The organism is Streptomyces sp. NPDC034043 (genome assembly GCF_055575675.1).
On sequence record NZ_JBVISF010000019.1, the window covers coordinates 1 to 17,078 of the forward strand.

18 protein-coding genes, 1 tRNA gene and 2 pseudogenes are annotated in these 17,078 nt (G+C 71.8%); 13 read left to right on the forward strand and 8 right to left on the reverse strand.

Annotated features, from left to right (window positions below):
• Positions 1 to 134 (reverse strand): annotated as a pseudogene (locus tag ACZ51S_RS30900) (phosphoadenylyl-sulfate reductase); the annotation flags it as partial.
• Between the two features lie 342 nt (positions 135 to 476).
• Between ACZ51S_RS30900 and ACZ51S_RS30905 the strand changes: the two are divergent.
• The 3 genes from ACZ51S_RS30905 to ACZ51S_RS30915 all read left to right on the forward strand — a co-directional run bounded on the left by ACZ51S_RS30905 (position 477) and on the right by ACZ51S_RS30915 (position 5,184).
• Positions 477 to 2,222: a hypothetical protein gene (locus ACZ51S_RS30905; RefSeq protein ID WP_468888484.1), complete on the forward strand. Its 1,746-nt coding sequence runs from the start codon at positions 477 to 479 to the stop codon at positions 2,220 to 2,222.
• Positions 2,219 to 3,400: a hypothetical protein gene (locus tag ACZ51S_RS30910; RefSeq protein ID WP_468888481.1), complete on the forward strand. Its 1,182-nt coding sequence runs from the start codon at positions 2,219 to 2,221 to the stop codon at positions 3,398 to 3,400. Before ACZ51S_RS30905 ends, ACZ51S_RS30910 begins: the two co-directional genes overlap by 4 nt.
• A gap of 74 nt (positions 3,401 to 3,474) precedes the next feature.
• Complete coding sequence (locus ACZ51S_RS30915; protein ID WP_468480071.1) at positions 3,475 to 5,184, forward strand: nitrite/sulfite reductase; 1,710 nt, start codon at positions 3,475 to 3,477, stop codon at positions 5,182 to 5,184.
• On the opposite strand, the gene ACZ51S_RS30920 is transcribed toward ACZ51S_RS30915, so the two are convergent.
• From ACZ51S_RS30920 to ACZ51S_RS30930, 3 genes are all read right to left on the reverse strand, one after another.
• The gene (locus tag ACZ51S_RS30920; protein WP_468962645.1) at positions 5,106 to 6,164 is read right to left on the reverse strand and encodes a methyltransferase domain-containing protein; all 1,059 of its coding nucleotides are present in this window, start codon (positions 6,162 to 6,164) and stop codon (positions 5,106 to 5,108) included. The genes ACZ51S_RS30915 and ACZ51S_RS30920 overlap by 79 nt on opposite strands.
• Before the next feature lie 283 nt (positions 6,165 to 6,447).
• Positions 6,448 to 6,654, reverse strand: a complete 207-nt coding sequence (locus ACZ51S_RS30925; protein ID WP_468804234.1) for a hypothetical protein — start codon at positions 6,652 to 6,654, stop codon at positions 6,448 to 6,450.
• A complete protein-coding gene (locus ACZ51S_RS30930; RefSeq protein ID WP_468962648.1) occupies positions 6,647 to 6,850 on the reverse strand; it encodes a hypothetical protein in 204 nt (67 codons plus the stop codon). The genes ACZ51S_RS30925 and ACZ51S_RS30930 overlap by 8 nt, the downstream gene beginning before the upstream one ends.
• A 178-nt stretch (positions 6,851 to 7,028) precedes the next feature.
• Here ACZ51S_RS30930 and ACZ51S_RS30935 point away from each other — a divergent pair.
• The 5 genes and pseudogenes from ACZ51S_RS30935 to ACZ51S_RS30955 all read left to right on the forward strand — a co-directional run.
• Positions 7,029 to 7,223: pseudogene (locus ACZ51S_RS30935) on the forward strand (helix-turn-helix domain-containing protein); the annotation flags it as partial.
• 102 nt (positions 7,224 to 7,325) lie between these two features.
• Complete coding sequence (locus ACZ51S_RS30940; RefSeq protein WP_468804285.1) at positions 7,326 to 8,288, forward strand: Twin-arginine translocation pathway signal; 963 nt, start codon at positions 7,326 to 7,328, stop codon at positions 8,286 to 8,288.
• Positions 8,289 to 8,290: 2 nt separating this feature from the next.
• A complete protein-coding gene (locus tag ACZ51S_RS30945) occupies positions 8,291 to 8,590 on the forward strand; it encodes a 4a-hydroxytetrahydrobiopterin dehydratase (RefSeq protein WP_468804237.1) in 300 nt (99 codons plus the stop codon).
• Between the two features lie 33 nt (positions 8,591 to 8,623).
• Positions 8,624 to 9,151, forward strand: coding sequence for a GNAT family N-acetyltransferase (locus ACZ51S_RS30950; protein ID WP_468804239.1), 528 nt, complete (start codon positions 8,624 to 8,626; stop codon positions 9,149 to 9,151).
• Positions 9,151 to 9,294, forward strand: a complete 144-nt coding sequence (locus tag ACZ51S_RS30955; protein WP_468480064.1) for a hypothetical protein — start codon at positions 9,151 to 9,153, stop codon at positions 9,292 to 9,294. The genes ACZ51S_RS30950 and ACZ51S_RS30955 overlap by 1 nt, the downstream gene beginning before the upstream one ends.
• 399 nt (positions 9,295 to 9,693) lie before the next feature.
• Here the strand turns inward: ACZ51S_RS30955 and ACZ51S_RS30960 are convergent, their stop codons facing one another.
• Positions 9,694 to 10,983, reverse strand: coding sequence for a pyridoxal phosphate-dependent decarboxylase family protein (locus ACZ51S_RS30960; protein WP_468480063.1), 1,290 nt, complete (start codon positions 10,981 to 10,983; stop codon positions 9,694 to 9,696).
• Positions 10,984 to 11,260: 277 nt separating this feature from the next.
• Between ACZ51S_RS30960 and ACZ51S_RS30965 the strand changes: the two genes are divergently transcribed.
• Complete coding sequence (locus ACZ51S_RS30965) at positions 11,261 to 11,617, forward strand: nuclear transport factor 2 family protein (protein ID WP_468480062.1); 357 nt, start codon at positions 11,261 to 11,263, stop codon at positions 11,615 to 11,617.
• Between the two features lie 73 nt (positions 11,618 to 11,690).
• On the opposite strand, the gene ACZ51S_RS30970 is transcribed toward ACZ51S_RS30965, so the two are convergent.
• On the reverse strand, positions 11,691 to 12,074 hold the full coding sequence (locus ACZ51S_RS30970) for a cupin domain-containing protein (protein WP_361608284.1): 384 nt from the start codon (positions 12,072 to 12,074) through the stop codon (positions 11,691 to 11,693).
• 173 nt (positions 12,075 to 12,247) lie between these two features.
• Here ACZ51S_RS30970 and ACZ51S_RS30975 point away from each other — a divergent pair.
• From ACZ51S_RS30975 to ACZ51S_RS30985, 3 genes are all read left to right on the forward strand, one after another.
• Positions 12,248 to 12,332 (forward strand) — tRNA-Lys (locus tag ACZ51S_RS30975).
• A gap of 247 nt (positions 12,333 to 12,579) precedes the next feature.
• Positions 12,580 to 13,686: an iron-containing redox enzyme family protein gene (locus ACZ51S_RS30980; protein WP_468479434.1), complete on the forward strand. Its 1,107-nt coding sequence runs from the start codon at positions 12,580 to 12,582 to the stop codon at positions 13,684 to 13,686.
• A 6-nt stretch (positions 13,687 to 13,692) separates the two neighbouring features.
• Positions 13,693 to 14,364 (forward strand): hypothetical protein, encoded by a 672-nt coding sequence (locus ACZ51S_RS30985; RefSeq protein ID WP_468479433.1) that lies wholly within the window; start codon positions 13,693 to 13,695, stop codon positions 14,362 to 14,364.
• A 107-nt stretch (positions 14,365 to 14,471) separates the two neighbouring features.
• Here ACZ51S_RS30985 and ACZ51S_RS30990 read toward each other — a convergent pair whose 3' ends face one another.
• Complete coding sequence (locus ACZ51S_RS30990; protein ID WP_388944031.1) at positions 14,472 to 14,618, reverse strand: hypothetical protein; 147 nt, start codon at positions 14,616 to 14,618, stop codon at positions 14,472 to 14,474.
• Between the two features lie 16 nt (positions 14,619 to 14,634).
• Entirely contained in the window at positions 14,635 to 15,648 is a 1,014-nt protein-coding gene (locus ACZ51S_RS30995; protein WP_468479432.1) for a bifunctional lysylphosphatidylglycerol flippase/synthetase MprF, read from the reverse strand.
• 248 nt (positions 15,649 to 15,896) lie between these two features.
• On the opposite strand from ACZ51S_RS30995, the gene ACZ51S_RS31000 reads away from it, so the two are divergent.
• Positions 15,897 to 17,036 carry an acyl-CoA dehydrogenase family protein gene (locus tag ACZ51S_RS31000; RefSeq protein ID WP_468479431.1) on the forward strand — a complete coding sequence of 380 codons (1,140 nt, stop codon included), beginning with the start codon at positions 15,897 to 15,899 and terminating at the stop codon, positions 17,034 to 17,036.
• Positions 17,037 to 17,078: the final 42 nt, after the last annotated feature.

A 17,078-nucleotide genomic window follows, 5' to 3' on the forward strand; every position in this document is an offset into this window, starting at 1 on the left:
GACGTCACACAGAACCTGGCCCCGAACGTCTCCACCGCCCACCGCAGGATCTCCGGGGCGGAAGCGTCCTCCAGGTCCCGGCCCGCCCGCTCGGCGAGTCCTCTCATATTTCCGTGCACTTGAGTCGTCGTCATCCGGCGGCTCCTTCGAATGGGGAACGCGGCGAACGGGCAGGAAATTTTCTGTGCCGAGATTAGCAATGCCGACACATAAAGCACTGACGGTACGCTGATCGCGGTCATTTTCGGCGAGAATTCGCCACCCTACGCCCACCACCAGCGATTACGAGCACTTCAGGGGTTTTGTCGAGTTCCTGTCCAGTTCCTCCGGACACGGTGTCAGGGTGCGGTAAGGCTCCTATCAGCGGACCGCCAGCGCCCTTGTGCCATAGTGAGCCGAAAATCGCTTTGAAATTCCCGTCGACCGGCCGGTCCGCCTTTTTCCGGCCGTTACCCCGGAGAGGGCACGCGGAGAAAATGAGCCTGCAAGGTCTGCGCCGAGGAAGGCTGATACGCCGCCTCGCACTCTGTCTGTCGGCGGTGGGACTCACCGCCTCCATGCTCACCGCGGCGGGTCCCGCCGCAGCCGGTACGCCGGAGACCTGGACCTCCAGCTTCCAGGGCAGCGACGGCGTCACGTACACGGCGACCAACCACCTGGTGGACGCCTCCCGCGGGCCCGGCCGGCAGTGGATGCTCGTCTGGTCCGGGCCGGCCAAGCAGCCGGCCCCCGACTTCCTGACCGTCATCGACGCCACCCCGGGCTCCCCCACGTACGGGAAGGTCGCCAACACGGTCACCGTGGGCCCGAACAACGGCAACGAGCCGCACCACATGCAGTACGTGTGGCACAAGGGCGACCGGATCTACGCCGGCGGCATCATGAGCGACACCACGTTCGTCTTCGACGCGAAGGCCTTGCCCGCGCTGACGATCGCCGGGGTCAACACCACCGCCGACACCCCCTGCGGGACCCTGCCCGACGCCTACCAGGTGCTGAGCGACGGGACCGCGTACGGCACGTACATGGGCGGCCCGAACGTGACGGGCCCCTGCACCTACACCAACGGTGAGGTGCGCGTCGGCAACGGGGCCGCCGGATCGCCCGGCGAGATCGTCCGGATCGGCAAGGACGGCAGGACCCTCGCGGAGATCCCGGCCGCCACCGCGGCGGGCGAGGACCCGGCCCAGTGCGGCAACGTCCCCGCGCTGCCGGCGGCGACCTGCGCCAACCCGCACGGGGTGGCGGTCCGCGAGGACCTGAACATCATGGTGGCGAGCGACTTCGCCGAGGCCCGCAACTTCATGACGCCCGACTCGGCGCTGAAGGAGAACCTGGCCCGCCAGACGGTCCGCGTCTTCGACATCACCGACCGCGACAACCCCACGCTGAAGTCGGTGTCCAAGGTCGCCGACGGACCGCGCGGGGCGCAGGAGCAGCGGGCCTTCTTCCGCGAGTCGCGGGTGGTCATGGAGACCGCGATGACCAACCGGCCCGGGCACAAGGGCGCGTTCGTCTCCTCGATGGCGGGTGGGGCGGTCTTCTACACCCCGGACATCACCGCACCCGACCCGCAGTGGAAGGAGGTCTTCGACGACACCACCGCCTACCGGGCCTTCCAGCGCGACAAGACGGTCACCGGCAGCGGTGACAACGGCAGCTGGCTGGCCGTCAGCCCCGACGACCGCTTCCTCTTCCACACGGTGATGGGCCAGTCGGTGCCGTACGGCAAGCCGCTGGACGAGACCACGGGCATGATCTACGTCCTGGACATCCAGAAGCTGCTCGCCGCCGGCACCGGCGCGAAGTGCTCGGTCGACGAGCTGAGCGAGGTCAGCCGGGGCGGGCACGAGCGCGACTGCCCGGAGCTGGTGAGCACCGTCCCGATCCGCGACGTCAGCTCGGGCGGCCCGCACTGGGGTGCCATGGACAACTTCAAGCGCGGCGCGGACGGCGTCTACCGGGAGACGGCCCAGGTCGGCCGGATCGCGGTGGCCAACTACTTCGTCGCCGGCTCCTTCGGCGGCGGCGGCGACCACCGGGTGTGCATGTTCGACCTCGACCGTCGCGGCAAGGTCAGCCTCGACCGGTCCTTCCGCGACGAGCACACCGGCAAGCCGTGCGTCGGCTTCAACCGGGCGTCGTGGCCGCACGGCGACTTCGGCGACGCGCAGCCGCACGGCGTCCTGTTCGTGGTCAGCGACAGCGTCGTCCGACGGTGAACGCAGTCCTCCTGGCGGCGGTCGTCCTGACCGCCGCCCTGGCGCTGGGCGCGGTGCTGCTGCTGCGCACGCGGCTGCTCGCCCGCCGCACCACCGCCACGGCGTACTTCGCCGCGGCGGTGGCGTGCGCGGCCCTCGCCGGTACCTGGGGCGGGCCGTCGCTGCCGGAGGGCGGGGCGCGGCGGATGTCGGCGGGGCCGCTGCTGGGCTCGCTGGGGCTGGGCGGTGAACAGGTGCCGGTACTGGTGGTGCCGAACCGGCCGGGCTACAACCTGGTGGGCGTCGCCGCCGCCGAGGCCTCCGCCGGAACGGACCGGGAGCGGCTCGTGCGGGGCGGGCGGCGGCCCGGCTCGGCCCTGACGTGGGTGCCGGTCGAACTGCCCGCCGGGCCCGGGCGGGTGTGGGTCTCCGCCGGCGGGTCGCTCGCCCCGCTGGCGGTGGACACGGGCCGCGCCGGCGGGAAGGCGGCCCCGGCCGGGCTGAGCGGTGCCGACGGGCCGGAGTGCGCGAGCGCGGCCGCCGGGGCGGTGCTCGGGGGCAGCGCGAAGCCGCCGGCGGCCTGCCCGTCCGACGCCCTGACGCAGGCGGACGCGGCGGCGCTGCGGGAGACCGTGGGCTTCCTCGCCGGGCGCGGGGCGCGTTCGCTGGCGCTGGTCGAGGACGACTCGCCGCGCGGGCGGGCCGCCGCCGCCGAGGTGCGCGGGGCCGCGGCCCGCGCGGGGATCTCCGTGGGCGGGCCGGACGCGACCCGGCAGCCGCTGGTGGTGACCTCCGGCTGGACGGCCGCGGACACCGCCGTACGCGACGTCGAGGCGGGCCGCAGCACCGCCGAGGGCACCTACCTGGCGCCGTGGCTGCTGACGGCGCCGCTGCTCTCGCCGAGCGCGGGCCAGCTGATCCCGCTGCGGTACGCGCCGAACAGCCCGGCCGCGGTGGAGTACGTCGCGGCGCTCGGTGCCCGGCTGCCCGGCGAGGTGCCGACCGCCGCCGGGTACGAGGCCTGGCGCGCGGCGCGCGGCACGGCGGGGCCGGCGCCCGCGAAGCTGTACGCCGCGGCCGTGCTGTACGTACCGGGCAGCGGCGGGCCCGCCGCGGGCGGCGGACACCACCACGCGGGGGCCACGAGCTGGCTGCCCAGCGGAATGATCGTCCCGGTCGCGGGCCTCGGCACCACCTGACGCCGACGCCTGACGCCTGACGCCGACACGGTTCGGCGCGGATTTTCCGGCACCACCCGACAAGGAGCAGGACATTGACGGAGACAGTCGCCGCGCCGCCGGTCCGGACCGCCAGATCCGCGCGTCCCGCCGCCGCCAAGCGCCCCGAGGGACAGTGGGCGCTGGGCGAGCGGGAGCCGCTCAACGCCAACGAGGAGTTCAAGGCGGTCGAGGACCCGCTGCTGGTGCGGGAGCGCATCGAGCGGGTCTACTCCCGCGAGGGCTTCGCCGGCATCGACCCCGACGACCTGCGCGGCCGGATGCGCTGGTGGGGGCTGTACACCCAGCGCAAGCCCGGGATCGACGGCGGGAAGACGGGCTCGCTCGCCCCGGAGGAGCTGGAGGACGAGCACTTCATGATGCGGGTGCGCAGCGACGGCGGCACCCTGGACGCGGCCCAGCTGCGGGCGATCGCCGACGTCTCGATGCGCTTCGCCCGCAACACCGCGGACGTCACCGACCGGCAGAACATCCAGCTGCACTGGGTGCGGATCGAGGACGTCCCGGCGATCTGGCGGCGGCTGGAGGAGGTCGGCCTGTCGACGACGGAGGCGTGCGGGGACTGCCCGCGCGTCATCGTGGGCAGCCCGGTGGCGGGGGTGGGCGCGGACGAGGTGCTGGACGCGACCCCGGCCGTGCGGGAGATCGCCGCGCGCTACATCGGTGACCCCTCCCTCTCCAACCTGCCGCGCAAGTACAAGTCGGCGGTGTCGTGGCTGCCGGACGTCCCGTACGAGATCAACGACCTGGCGTTCCTCGGCGCGGTCCATCCCGAGCACGGGCCGGGCTTCGGCATGTGGGTGGGCGGCGGCCTGTCGACGGTGCCGGTCCTCGCGCGGCACGTGGGCGTGTGGGTGCCGCTCGACGACGTCCCCGACGTATGGGTGGCGGTGGCGCGGCTGTTCCGCGACTACGGCTACCGGCGGCTGCGGGGGCGGGCGCGGCTGAAGTTCCTGATCGCGGACTGGGGCGTGGAGAAGTTCCGCCGGGTGCTGGAGGAGGAGTACCTGGGCCGGCCCCTCCTCGACGGCCCGGCCCCCTCGCTCCCCCCGGCCCCGATCGACCACATCGGCGTACACCCCCAGCGGGACGGCCTGTGGTACGTGGGCGCCGCGCCGGTGGCGGGGCGCCTCTCGGGGACGAAGCTCGCGGCGCTGGCCGACCTCGCCGAAGCGCACGGCAGCGGCCGGATACGCCTGACCCCGTACCAGAAGCTGCTGGTCCTGGACGTGGCGGACCCGGAGCCGCTGGTCACGGGCCTCGCCGGCATCGGCCTCCAGGCCCGGCCCTCCCCGTGGCGGCGCAACACGATGGCGTGCACGGGGATCGAGTACTGCAAGCTGGCGATCGTCGAGACGAAGGAACGCGCGGCGACCCTCGTCGCGGAACTGGAGAAGCGCCTGGCCGGCGAGGACGTCGGGGCGGGCCTCACCGTCAACGTGAACGGCTGCCCCAACTCGTGCGCCCGCACTCAGGTCGCGGACATCGGCCTCAAGGGCCAGCTGGTGGCGGACGAGGACGGCCGCCAGGTGGAGGGCTTCCAGGTCCACCTGGGCGGCAGCCTGTCCCTGGCCGCGGACCAGGAGGGCGGCTTCGGCAAGAAACTCCGCGGCCTCAAGACCACGGCGGCTGACCTCCCGGACTACGTGGAACGCCTCACCCGCGCCTACCTGTCGGACCGCACGGACCCCTCGGAATCCTTCACGGCCTGGGTATCGCGCTGCGACGAATCCGCCCTCCAGTAGGGGACGGGCGTCCCGGGCGAATCCAGCCAGGGCGTATGACACCCCTCGCCGCTGACGGCCATCCCGTACCTCGCGACCCCGGGCCGGCCGGCGGCGGTCCACCAGGCGTGGGCCCGCTCCACCTCGTCCCAGAGGCGGCGCGGGCCGAACTGCCGCGTGGCGAAGGAACCCGACTGCCGCCCGTCCCAGTCCACGGACTCCCAGCTGCCCCCGCCGGTGTCGGCCAGCCACAGCCGTACGGCCGCGGGATCCCCGGATGTGTCCCAGGAGTGCCACGCTCCGGGGACGGCCAGGCCGATGTGGAACTGGGCGTCGAGATCGTCACCGGCGACGGCCCACGGCGAGAGCGTGCTCGTGCCGGCGAGGGCGGCCTGGCCCGGCCCCAGGACGTCATCGAGGTCAGCCGCCACCCGCTGGGTGGACATGAGCATGGACGAGCCGTGCGCGGCGAAGCGGCCCACGGCGCCGCCGTCCTCGCGTTTGTCGAGGGCGAGGGTCCCGTAGGACAGCCAGGCGCTGTCCCAGGGGGTGACGATGCGGCCGCCGGTCTCCGTCTGCTGCAGCCACGCCAGGGGCACCGACCGGACGGAACAGGTGGCGACCACGTGGCTGTACGGTGCCAGGGCCGCGTAGCCGTCCGTGCCATCGGCCGTGACGACGGTGGCCGTCAGTCCCTGGGCACGGAGGTTGCGCTGCGCGAGGACCGAGAGCCCGGGCACGTCATCGAGGGTCACCACGAACCCGCGGTCACACCTGCGGCTGAGCAGCGCCGTGTTGAAGCCGGTGCCGGTGCCGATCTCCAGGACCCGGCTGTCCGCGCGCAGACGGGCGTCCTCCAGCAGCCGCACCACCGTGCTCGGCGCGGAGGCGGAGGACAGCGGCACCCGCGCCCCGCCGAGCGGGGTGAACTCGATGACGAGCGGCTGATCGCTGTGAGCGGCGTCCTGCCACGCCCCGGGGTCCGTGCCGCGGTCCAGCATCCGGTAGCCGCCCTGCCCGTCCCGGACCCAGAGCAGGTCGGGCAGGAAGGCGTCCCGGGGGGGGCCGCGCCAGCACGGCCGCCCAGGGCGCGGCGACCTGCCGTCCCATCGACGCAGCGATCTGGGCGAGGAGTTTCTCGGTCCTCACGGTGACTCCCTACTTCGGCGGTGGCGGCGGGGGTGGCGGAGGCGGAATGGGCCGCCCGGGCTGGCTTCCGTCGTCGCCGATCGGGCTGCGGTGCTTGCCCATGAACTGTCCCTTCATCCGATGGGTGCTGCGGTCTCAGGCGGGCTGGACATTGCCGACGGCGGTGGTGAACTCCCGCCCGGACGCGCCCCGGATGTACGCGAGCTCCATCCAGCGTTCGACGCCGGTGTCGGAGACGTTCTCGTTGACGACGGCCATCAGCACGCCCTCGACGCCGGACGCGATGTCGCGCACGCGCTTGCGCAGCAGCCGGTGCGGCACGTACTCGTACCGCTCACTCATCCGGCGCCTCCCCGAAGGTGGCGAGGAAGCCCTCCCACCCGACGCGCGCCCGGTCGAGCAGCTCGGCACTGGGCAGGAACAGCGGCGCGGTGCTTGTGCCCGTGCCCGGGCCGTCAGGGGTCTCGAGGCTCAGTACCTCGCGGGGGCTGTACCGGCCACCGGGTCCCGGGGGCTCCGGGCCGAGGATTCGGGCCATACGGTTCACAGATCGACCTGCTTCCCTCAGGTTGGCCATGCCCCCGGGACCGTCCGCGCGGTCCGGGGGCTGGTGGGCTGCTGCCCTCCGTCAAGGAAAGCGTGCTGACCGACCCTCTGGAGGGGCCTGCCTGCGGGCCATTGGGGGGGGCCAGAATGGGGGCCGGAACGGGAGGCCCATGTCGGCGGAGAGTATTGGCCAGCTGCTCAAGCGGCTTCGCGAGGAGCACGGTTGGACACAGCAACAGGTGGCCGACGAGTACTGCCGGGCATCCGGCACCGTCACGAAGGATGCACGTGAGGTTGGACGTTGGGAGCGTGACAAGCGCCTCCCGACTCCGGAGACGCGCAGGCATCTCGCAACGGTGCTCGGCGTCTCAACGGCGTCATTGGACCGAGCCGCGGCAGTGGCCCGACGGGCCCGGCGCCAAGCGCGTTCCGCAGGGGTACCGCCGGTCACACCAGGGGTTGCCGAGATGGACCGCCGGACATTCGTCGGCACCGTGACGACCGCTGCGCTCAGCACCGCGTTGCCCGCCCCGCGCCACGTCGATCCGGCACTGATCCCGTACTTCGAGCAGCAACTCGACGGGCATTACCGCGCTGACATGCTCCTCGGCCCCCGCGCCCTCATCGGCACGGTCAGCGCCCAGTGCGACCTCATCGCGCAGCTGGTCAACGCGGCGGGTGAACCCACACGGCAGCGTATGGCTCGGGTCGGGGTGCACTACGCGGCCTTCGCCGCATGGCTCTACCTGGACGCGGGCGCCCCTGCCGCAGCCTTGCGCTGCCACGACGTCGCGCAGGAACTCGCTCACCGGTCACGGGATCGGGAAGCGGTCGCATGTGCCCTCGTCGACCGTGCCATGGCACGCACTGATCAAGGTATGGGGACAGCCGTGGTGGACCTGTGCGAGGCAGCGTTGATGGACGCTTCGCGTCTCTCACCGGAGATCAAGGTCTTCGCACTGCAACAGCAGGCGCACGGCGCCTCGCTCCTGGGCGACCGCCGCGAGGTGGACGAGCTGCTCGACCAAGCCGGACAGCTGATCGACTCGGTCGATGTCGAGGCGTGGGGCACGGCTTGCCTGCGGACGCCCCACTACGTCGAGGTGCAGCGTGCCACCTGCTACGGCCGCCTTGGCCTGGCCCGGGAGGCCGACCGAATGTGGCAACAGATCATCCCCTCGGCTCCGCCCACCGCACGTCGGGACGTCGGCGTGTGGACCGGCCGGCAAGCGGTTGCCGCTGCCGCACTGCGGCAACCGGAGCGAGCCGTGGAGCTGGCGCGGCACGCGGCCGGGGTCGTAGTGGAAACCGGTTCGGAACGGGCCCGCCGCGAGCTGGCCGCCGTGGAAGCGGCCATGCAGCCGTGGCAAGCTGAGCCGATCGGCCAGGCCTTGAAGGAGGTACTGGCATCCATCGGCAAAGGGGTTTGACCGTGGCTGAGGCTCTGTCGGCGGAACAGATCGAGGAGCGCATCAAGGACCTGAAGGGCTGGTCGACGGACGGCCGGCGCATCGCGCGTTCGTACTCGGTCCCGCACATCCAGGGCGCTGCGTTCATCGTCCACATCGCGGCCATCCAGAACGACCTCGGGCACCACTCGGACGCGACGCTCGGCTACAAGACCGTGCAGGTCTCGATCAGCTCGAGCGATCTCGGCGGGTACGTCGCCGAGCACGACATCGAACTGGCACACCGCATCGAAGCCGCAGCGTCGGCACACGGGGCGGTCTGAGCGGGCACGGCCGCAACACCTGGAGGACCTCGTATGAAGACCCGACTACGTCGGTTCACCGAGTTGGAGCAGGTCCGCGGCCCGCTGATCGAGGCGTACGCCGAGGTACGCGAGCCGTTGCTGCACTTGCCGAACTACGCCGTCCCCACCCTCGCCGAGCGTCTGGAACGCTACGGCCGTACTTCAGGCTTCGCGGCCGTGCTCGCCTTCGACGCCGAGGACCGGCCGGTCGGCTACGCGTACGGCAACACCGTGGAGGCCGGGGACCTCTGGTGGAAGCGGATCGACGACGACCTGGACGCGGAGTACACCCGTACGCGCACCCTGGCGCTCAGGGAGATCGGCGTGACGATTCCCCACCGGCGGACGGGCCTGGCCCGGCGCATCCATGACGCGCTGCTGGCCGGCCGCGCGGACCGGTACGTGTCGCTCATGGTCAACCCGGCCGCCGGAGACGGAAAGGTCCAGCGCGTCTACGAGTCGTGGGGCTACGAGGCGATCGGCCCCGTCCGGCCCGCCCCGGACTCCCCCGTGCTCACGGCAATGGTCCGGGGTCTGTAGTGGAGAACACCACCCAGCGTCAGAAGGAGCGTGGCGACCTGGATGAGCCGATCGCCGACTTCGAGGAAGTCAGCGGCCCCGCCGGTCCCGAAGCCGTGGCCGCCAAGCGGGCCAAGCTCACCGACGGCACCGGCAAGGCATGACTCCAGCCCCGGGCCGGGGCCATGGACGAAAGGTGCCCGGATGCCCGGCAGGGCGGCCCCCGGCCCCTCGCCTCGTCGCTGAGAGGCCGGAAGGTCCACTCCTGCCCCGTGACCGTTCTTTTGGGGGGGCTTCCCGGCAGTCTTTCGGCTTTCCGGGGCGGGACGGGCTGTCAAGGGTGGCGCGAAGCGACATCACGCGGTGACGCGACGAAGGAGCGCCCTTGACAGGCCGGCACGACACGGAACGACGATGGGACTGACGGGAAACCCCCAAACCGGCTGCGAGACCGCCGCAGGGGGTCCCGTTCACCGGTCCACCGGCCCGCACCCGGGGAGGCGGGTGGGCAAACACCGCCCGGCCCCGCCCCTCGAGGGGGAGACAGCGGGCCCCCGCAGCCGTCAGCCAGTCGCCAGTCGCAGTTCCTCCGCCACGGCCTCCAGAACAACCTCCACGCTCCGGTCCACGTCCTCCGTCGTGGTGCGCCAGTTGACCACCGAGACGCGCATCGCCGCGCGGCCCTCCCACACCGTGCCGCCGAACCAGCACGTGCCGCTGCGCTGGATGCGGGCGATGACCCGGCGGGTCGTCTCGTCGTCGTCGCCGAAGCGGACCAGGAGCTGGTTGAGGACGACGTCGTTGAGGAGTTCCACGCCGTCGACGCCCGTCAGGCGATCCGCGAAGCGGTGTACGTGGGCGCAGCAGCGTTCGACGAGGTCGGCGACGCCGGAGCGGCCCAGGGAGCGGAGGGCGGCCCAGACGGGCAGGCTGCGGGCGCGGCGGGAGAAGTCGGGGACCCATTCGATGGCGTCGCGTTCGCCGTCGGTGCCGGGCGGGAGGTAACCGGCCCGTTCGTTGAGCATGGCGGCCCGGTGGGCCTCGGGGTGGGCGATGACGACGATGCCGCAGTCGTAGGGGACGTTGAGCCACTTGTGGGCGTCCAGGGCCCAGGAGTCGGCCCGTTCCACGCCCTCGACGAGGGGGCGGAGCTTCGGGCTGGCCGCGGCCCACAGGCCGAAGGCGCCGTCGACGTGGACCCAGGCGCCGTGGCGGTGCGCGATGTCGCAGATCTCCCCGACGGGGTCGATGGCGCCGGAGTTGACGTCACCGATCTGCGCGCAGACGATGACCGGTCCATCGAGTCCGGAGAGGGTGGCCTCCAGCGCGGCGGGGATCATGCGGCCCTTGTCGTCGACGGGCACGTTGCGGATGCGCGCGGTGCCGAAGCCGAGGTAGCGGGCGGCGAGGTCGATGGTCATGTGGTGCTGGGCGCCGGCGACGATGGCGACGTCGGGCGCGCCGCCCAGGCCTTCGCGTTCGACGTCCCAGCCCGCCTCGGCGAGGAGTTTGTGCCGGGCGGCCGCCAGGGAGGTCAGGTGGGCCATGGTGCAGCCGGTGGGGAAGCCGACGGAGGCGTGGGCGGGCAGGCCGAGGAGTTCCAGGACCCACTGCGCGGCGACGTCCTCCGCGACGGCGATGGCGGGCGAGAGGTTGTAGAGGCTGGCGGTCTGGTCGTACGCCGCGACGAGCCAGTCGGTGGCGATGGCCACGGGCAGGGTGCCGCCGGTGACGTAGCCGAAGTAACGGGGGCCGTTGGCCGTGGGGATGCCGCCTTCGGCGACCGCGCGGCCGAGGAGTTCGATGGTGTCGGTGGGCCCGGACGGTCCGGCGGGCAGCGGGCCACCGAACATTTTCAGCAATTGTTCGGAGCCGGCAGTGGCACCCACCGGCCGATCGGCGAGGCCCGCCAGATATTCGATGGCCTGCTGATAGGCCAATGCGAGAGGCGCACTGTCTGCTGTGGTCATAGTACGAAGCTAGGCGGCTGGTACTGACGTGCGACTGACTCAAATGGCCTGAAGTTCCAAACTCTTGGACAGGGAGCCGTTGGACTGTATTACTTTCTCCTGTGGCCCGTTCCGACCGGGCGGGCCACCCGTGCCGAGCCATGAGACATGAGGAGTCCCGATGTCCGACGAGCAGACACGCAAAGTCATCGAACAGTTCAACCAGGCATTCCAGCTGCACGACCCCGGTCTGCTGAAGGACATCCTCGCCGAGAACTGCCGGCTGGAGAACTCCGGTCCGGCTCCCGACGGCACGAAGCACGTCGGATATGACGAATGCCTTCAGTTCTGGACCTCCATCGCGGGCAACGAGCACATGACCTTCGAGGTCGAGGACGTCTGGACGGCCGGCGAGCGCGCCGTCTGCCGCTGGACCCTGCGCTGGGGCAGCGGCGCCGGGGACTTCGTGCGCGGGGTGAACGTGCACCGCCTGGAGAACGGGCTGCTCGCCGAGAGCTTCGGCTACGTCAAGGGATAAGAAGCACGGCGGAATGCGGAAGGGGCGCGGGCCGGGAATCCGGACCGCGCCCCTTCCTCCTTCGCGGCACGCGTCAGTCGGCGAGCTGGGAGACGATCATCACGCAGTCCTCCAGGGCCCTGGTGGCGTGCCCCTTGCCCTGTGTGTCCTCGACCAGCTGGGTGTTGCCGGGTACGAAGGTGCGCCAGGTGCCGTCGCTGACCCCGCACTCCATCCTGCCGCTGACCAGCGTCATGATCTGGCGGCGCGGCGCCGGGTGGAAGTCGCCGAACCAGCCGGCGGGGATGTAGAGGTAGACGGCCTGCTTGGCCGGCACGCCCTCGGAGACGAAGAGGGAAGGCGCGGGCGGGGCGAAATTGACGGCCGTCACCTCCAGCGTCTCGTCGATGAAATGCGATTCGCCGTTCTCGTCGTTGTAGAGACGGGAAACGGAGATTTTGGCGGTTTCGGCGCTCACGGGAACTCCCCTGTGTACCTGGTGAAATGTGCCTGCGAAGAAGTTCGATCGTCCTTCACTATCCCAGCCGCCGCTGATGGGGCCCTGACCGGTTGACGCCAATTCCCGTCTCAGATATCCATCAGCAGCATGTCAGCCGGCCCGTGCCAAGCTGATGGCAGAGAAAGGCCGTTGGAGAGGTACCCAAAGCGGCCGAATGGGGTCCGGCTCTTCGCCGGACGGGCTCTGCCCACGCAGGTTCGAATCCTGCCCTCTCCGCAGGTGCTCATCCCAGGCACGCGCATCCCGATCCGATGACCAGGGATGCGCGTGCTTTGGCATGAGGGGCCCTGTACGCACACACGGCAGGGCCCCTTCGGCGCCCATCTCGTCCCCGGCCTCGCGGAGCGAGCGCATCACGCCCGTCCGCCCGCGGGCTCGCGTGACGGAGACGTATGTCCTTCTTCTTCCTCAACCCGGCGCGACCCCGAACACGGCGTCGTCTTCCCGAGGGACCCCGAGAGACATGGAGACGCAGTTGCCCACCAGCGACCACCCCAACGTGCCCACGATCCGCAGGACCGACGCCGCCGCGCTCGTGGACGAGGTCTCGTCCTGGCTGACCGTGGACGCCGACGAGATCGACGCCAAGTTCCTGGGCGAGCGCGCCCGCATCGTCGAGGCCGTCACCGACATGAACGCCGCCGCCATCACCGGCCCCGGCCGCGACGACGCCCACTACCACCAGCAGCTCCTGCTGTCGCGCATCTACCAGACGGTGATGCAGATACCCGACCGGCCCACCGCCGAGGGTTCGGTGCTGCTGCACGAGGTCACCCGGCTGCTGGAGAACGCCACCCTCCAGGCCGAGGACGCACACCTGGAGCCCGGGCTGCTGGAGTCGGCGCCCACCGATCCCAAGCAGTTCCTGTCCTGGCTCAAGGGCCTCGTCCGCAAGCACCGCGCCTTCAAGCACCCGTACTACACCGACTTCATCAACCGCGAGGCGCGCAGCGAGGACCTGCGCACGTACGTCATCCAGGAGTCGCTGATCGACGGCCGCTTCGACGACTTCCTCGCGATGATGCAGATCGGCACGGCCGGCGCCAGCAAGATGGAGATCGCCTCCAACTACTGGGACGAGATGGGCAACGGCGACCCGGAGGCCGTGCACACCCACCTCTTCAACAAGATCTACGAGGTGTTCGACGTCCGGGCCGAGGACCTCGAGGCCGCCATGACCACCACCGACCTGCACTCCGGGAACCTCGCGGTGCTGCTGTGCCGCTACCGGCACCTGTACCCGGAGGCGGTCGGCTTCCTCGGGATGACCGAGTGGCTGGCGCCCGACCGGTTCCGCAACGTCGTACGGGCCTGGGAGCGGCTCGGTCTGCCGGAGGTGGGGATCACCTACCACCGGCTGCACATCACCATCGACTCCCAGCACGCGGCGGGCTGGTTCCACAACGTGGTCATCCCGAGCGCCGACACCGCCTACATGCGCCGGGGCATCGCCCGCGGCGCGCTGTGGCGCGCCAACTCCTCCGCCCGCCACCTCGACGAGCGCCTGGACCTGGCGCGCCCCGGCGCCGGGGACACGGTCGCCGAGCGCACGCCCGTCGCCGCGGGCTGAGCCGCCGTGTCACTGCGGGAGCACGGCTTCGCGTTCGTCGGGCTGGGCCCGGTCCCCGGGGCGGTCGCGGCCGGTTTCCGGGAGCCTCCGTACCGGGTGGTGCGGCTGCGGATGTCCTGGACGGCGGACGACGACTGGCTCTTCCTGCCCGTCGCCTCGTACGAGGTGCCGTACGACGTCCCGTACGACGGGGCCGACCGGCGGCTCGAGGCGGGGCTCGCGGCGCTGCTGCGGCGCACCATCGGCGGGCCGTGGCTGGACGTCCACGCGGACTGGCTGATCGAGCTGCACCTGGTCCGCACGGTGGCGCCGGCCGGGTCCACGGTCGCGGTGCGGCTGCCCGGGCCGCCGGGCGCGGGGGCCGGCGGGTTCGGCCTCGTGGCGGTGGCGGGGCGGGCCGGTGCGGGGACGGCCCGGTCGCGGCTGTTCGGCGCCGGCGGGGCCGCGCCCCTGCTGGAGGCGGCCCCGGCGCCGGGGCAGGGGCTGCTGTTCGACCGGCGGGCGGTGACGCGCGAGCGGCACGAGCTGCTCGCGGGCCCGGCCGGCCCGGTGGTCCAGGACCTCCTGGTCGCCCACGTGTCCCGGCCCGCCGGGCCCGAACCGGCCCTGCGCAGGCGTCCGATGCTGGTCCGCGGCCCGGCCGGCACGCTGGTGCGCACCCGCCCGGCGCTGCGCTGACACCGCCCGAGGGGGTGGCGGGGAGCCCTTCCCCGCCACCCCCGTTTTCCGTTGCGCGTACGAAAGGGCCCCGCCGACGGTGTCGGCGGGGCCCGCTTCCGCGCGGCCTACTCCCCCGCCGCCCGCAGCAGTGCGTCCAGGCGGGCCAGGTCCGCGTCGCAGAGGCGGGCGGCCTCCAGGTCGTCGGGGGCGGCCGCGCAGGCCTGGAAGCGTTCCACGACCAGCAGGCCCTGGGCCTGGATCTCCTCGGACATCACTACGACCTCCCTCTCAGACCGCGTTGCAGGCGCGGAAGACGTGGACCAGCCCCGGCAGGCTCGCGCCGTGCTGGAAGGCGATGTACTCCGGCAGCACGGCGGAGGGCGCCCACTTCTGCTTGTACTCGAGCTGTGTGCGCGCCGGGTAGATGTGCGCGCCGTGCTCCCACAGGTGCTCCATGAACCAGTGGAAGCCGAGGCTGTGGCCCGGGAACCGGGGGGCCGTCAGCGAGGTGAAGGGCGTGAAGCCAAAGTGCAGCCAGCGGGTGCCCTCGGCCGTGAACACGTCGATGGCGGCCTTGTTGAGGGCCTCCATCACCCCGGGCGGCGAGTCGGGCTGCCGGCGGCTCAGGTCGTGCATCCAGCCGGACTGCGGGCCGTAGACGGGGGCGTAGGAGACGTAGCCGATCAGCTCGCCGTCGCGGACGGCGGCGAAGAGGCGGCGCAGGTGCTGGTAGCGGCCGCCGGTCTGGCCGACGAGGAATTCCAGGGGCTTGACGCCCTCGCCCTTGGTGGCGAGCCAGGCGGTGTCGAGTTCCGCGATGCGGTCCGCGAAGTCGTCGTACGCGACCTCCTTGATCTCCAGGCCGCTGCGCAGCGCCCGGGAGATCTTGTTGCGCAGCTGCATGAACTTGGTGCCGGCCAGGGTGAAGGTCTCCAGGTCGACGGCGTACGAGGCGCCCATCTGGTTGACGGTGAAGCCCTGGTCGACGTAGACGTCGGCGTCGGCGCCCTGGAGCTGTACGGAGACGATCTCGCGGCCCTGCCCGGCGGCGAAGGCGGTGAAGCCCGCCAGCAGCCGGGCCCGGGGGCCGTCCGGCCCGGCGGGGGCGAAGGGTGCGAAGGGGCCGCCGAACTGGACCAGGTAGCGGCCGACGGGGCGGTAGACGATCACCCCGGGCACGTCCGGGAGCCGGAAATAGCTGTTCCCGTCGCTGAAGGCGAAATACGCGCTCGGATTTCCCGCGTCCGCATACTGCCGGATGGCTTCGAGCGCGACATCCGTCTCCAGAACCGTTCCGGTCATTTCAGATCCATTCTCGCGCCGACAACTCCCTCACTTATGGCACGCGCAGGCCTCCCCCACAACCCCCGAGCCGCCTCCCGGTCAGCCGACGGTCAGTGGTGGGTCAGTCGAAACCACTGGTCAGATGAGTGTCAGGCCTCAGTCAGATAGCGGGTGAAAGACTTCTGAGCGCATATTGACTTTCGGATCACGGGGAATACCCGCCGGTTCGGAGGAGAATTCCGAGACAGCCCGAGGAGAACACGGCGATGCGTTCCCTGACGACAGCGCGCGGGATCTGCGAGCAATTCCACGCAGGCCTTCTCGACGCACTCGAAGAGCTGCCGCTCATGGCCCGGGAGGGCGCGGACAGCCCCGTGCTGGAGCTGTACCGCGAGCACGGCGGTCCCGGGCTGCTCGTGCCGGCCGCGTACGGCGGCGCGGCCGCCTCCGCGCTCCAGGCGGTGCGGGTGCAGCGGGCGATCGCCGCCGCCTCGCCCTCCCTGGGCGTGGCCACGGTGATGCACCACTTCACGGTGGCGATGCTGTTCCGCCTGGCGGAGGTCGCGGACCGGCTGACGCCCGCCCAGCTGAAGCTGATGTCGGCGGTGGCCTCCGACGGGCTGCTGCTGGCGTCCGGCTGGGCGGAGGGGCGTACCGACCAGAACATCCTGGCGCCCTCGGTCGTGGCCGACCGCACCCCGGGCGGCTACCTGGTCAACGGCTCGAAGAAGCCGTGCAGCCTCTCGCGTTCGATGGACGTGCTGACGGCCAGTGTGATGGTGGCGCACGACGACGGCCGCTCCTCGCTGGCGCTGATGCTGATCCCCGCCTCCTCCCCCGGGATCGAGACGCGGCCGTTCTGGGCCACTCCGGTGCTGGCCGCCTCGCAGAGCGACGAGGTCCGGCTGACCGACGTGGAGGTGCCGCGGGACCTGGTCATCCACAGCACTCCGGAGGACGCCGAGCGGCTGGACGACCTCCAGACGGCCGGGTTCACCTGGTTCGAGCTGCTCGCCACCTCCTCGTACGTCGGCGCCGCGTCCGCGCTGGTCGCCCAGGTGCTGGACGGCGGCCGCGGCAGCGCGGCGGAGCGCGCGCAACTCGCGGTGCGCCTGGAGGCGGCGGTGGCGCTCGTGGAGGGCGCGGCCCGGTCCCTGGAGGACGGCACGGAGGGCGACGAGGCGGTCGCGGCGGTGCTCACCGCCCGCTACGCGACGCAGGACCTGCTGGCGCGGACCGTCGACCAGGCCGTGGAGATGCTCGGCGGGATGGCCTTCATCCGCTCCGCCGACGTGGCGTACCTCTCCTCGGCGGTGCGCGCCCTGGCCTTCCACCCCCCGTCGCGCGCGAGCGTCGCCGCGGAGCTGGCCGGCTACTTCGCCGGCAGTCCGCTGCGGCTGTCCTGACCCGCAGCACCCCCGCAGCCCGGCCCGTCGGAAGGACGACCC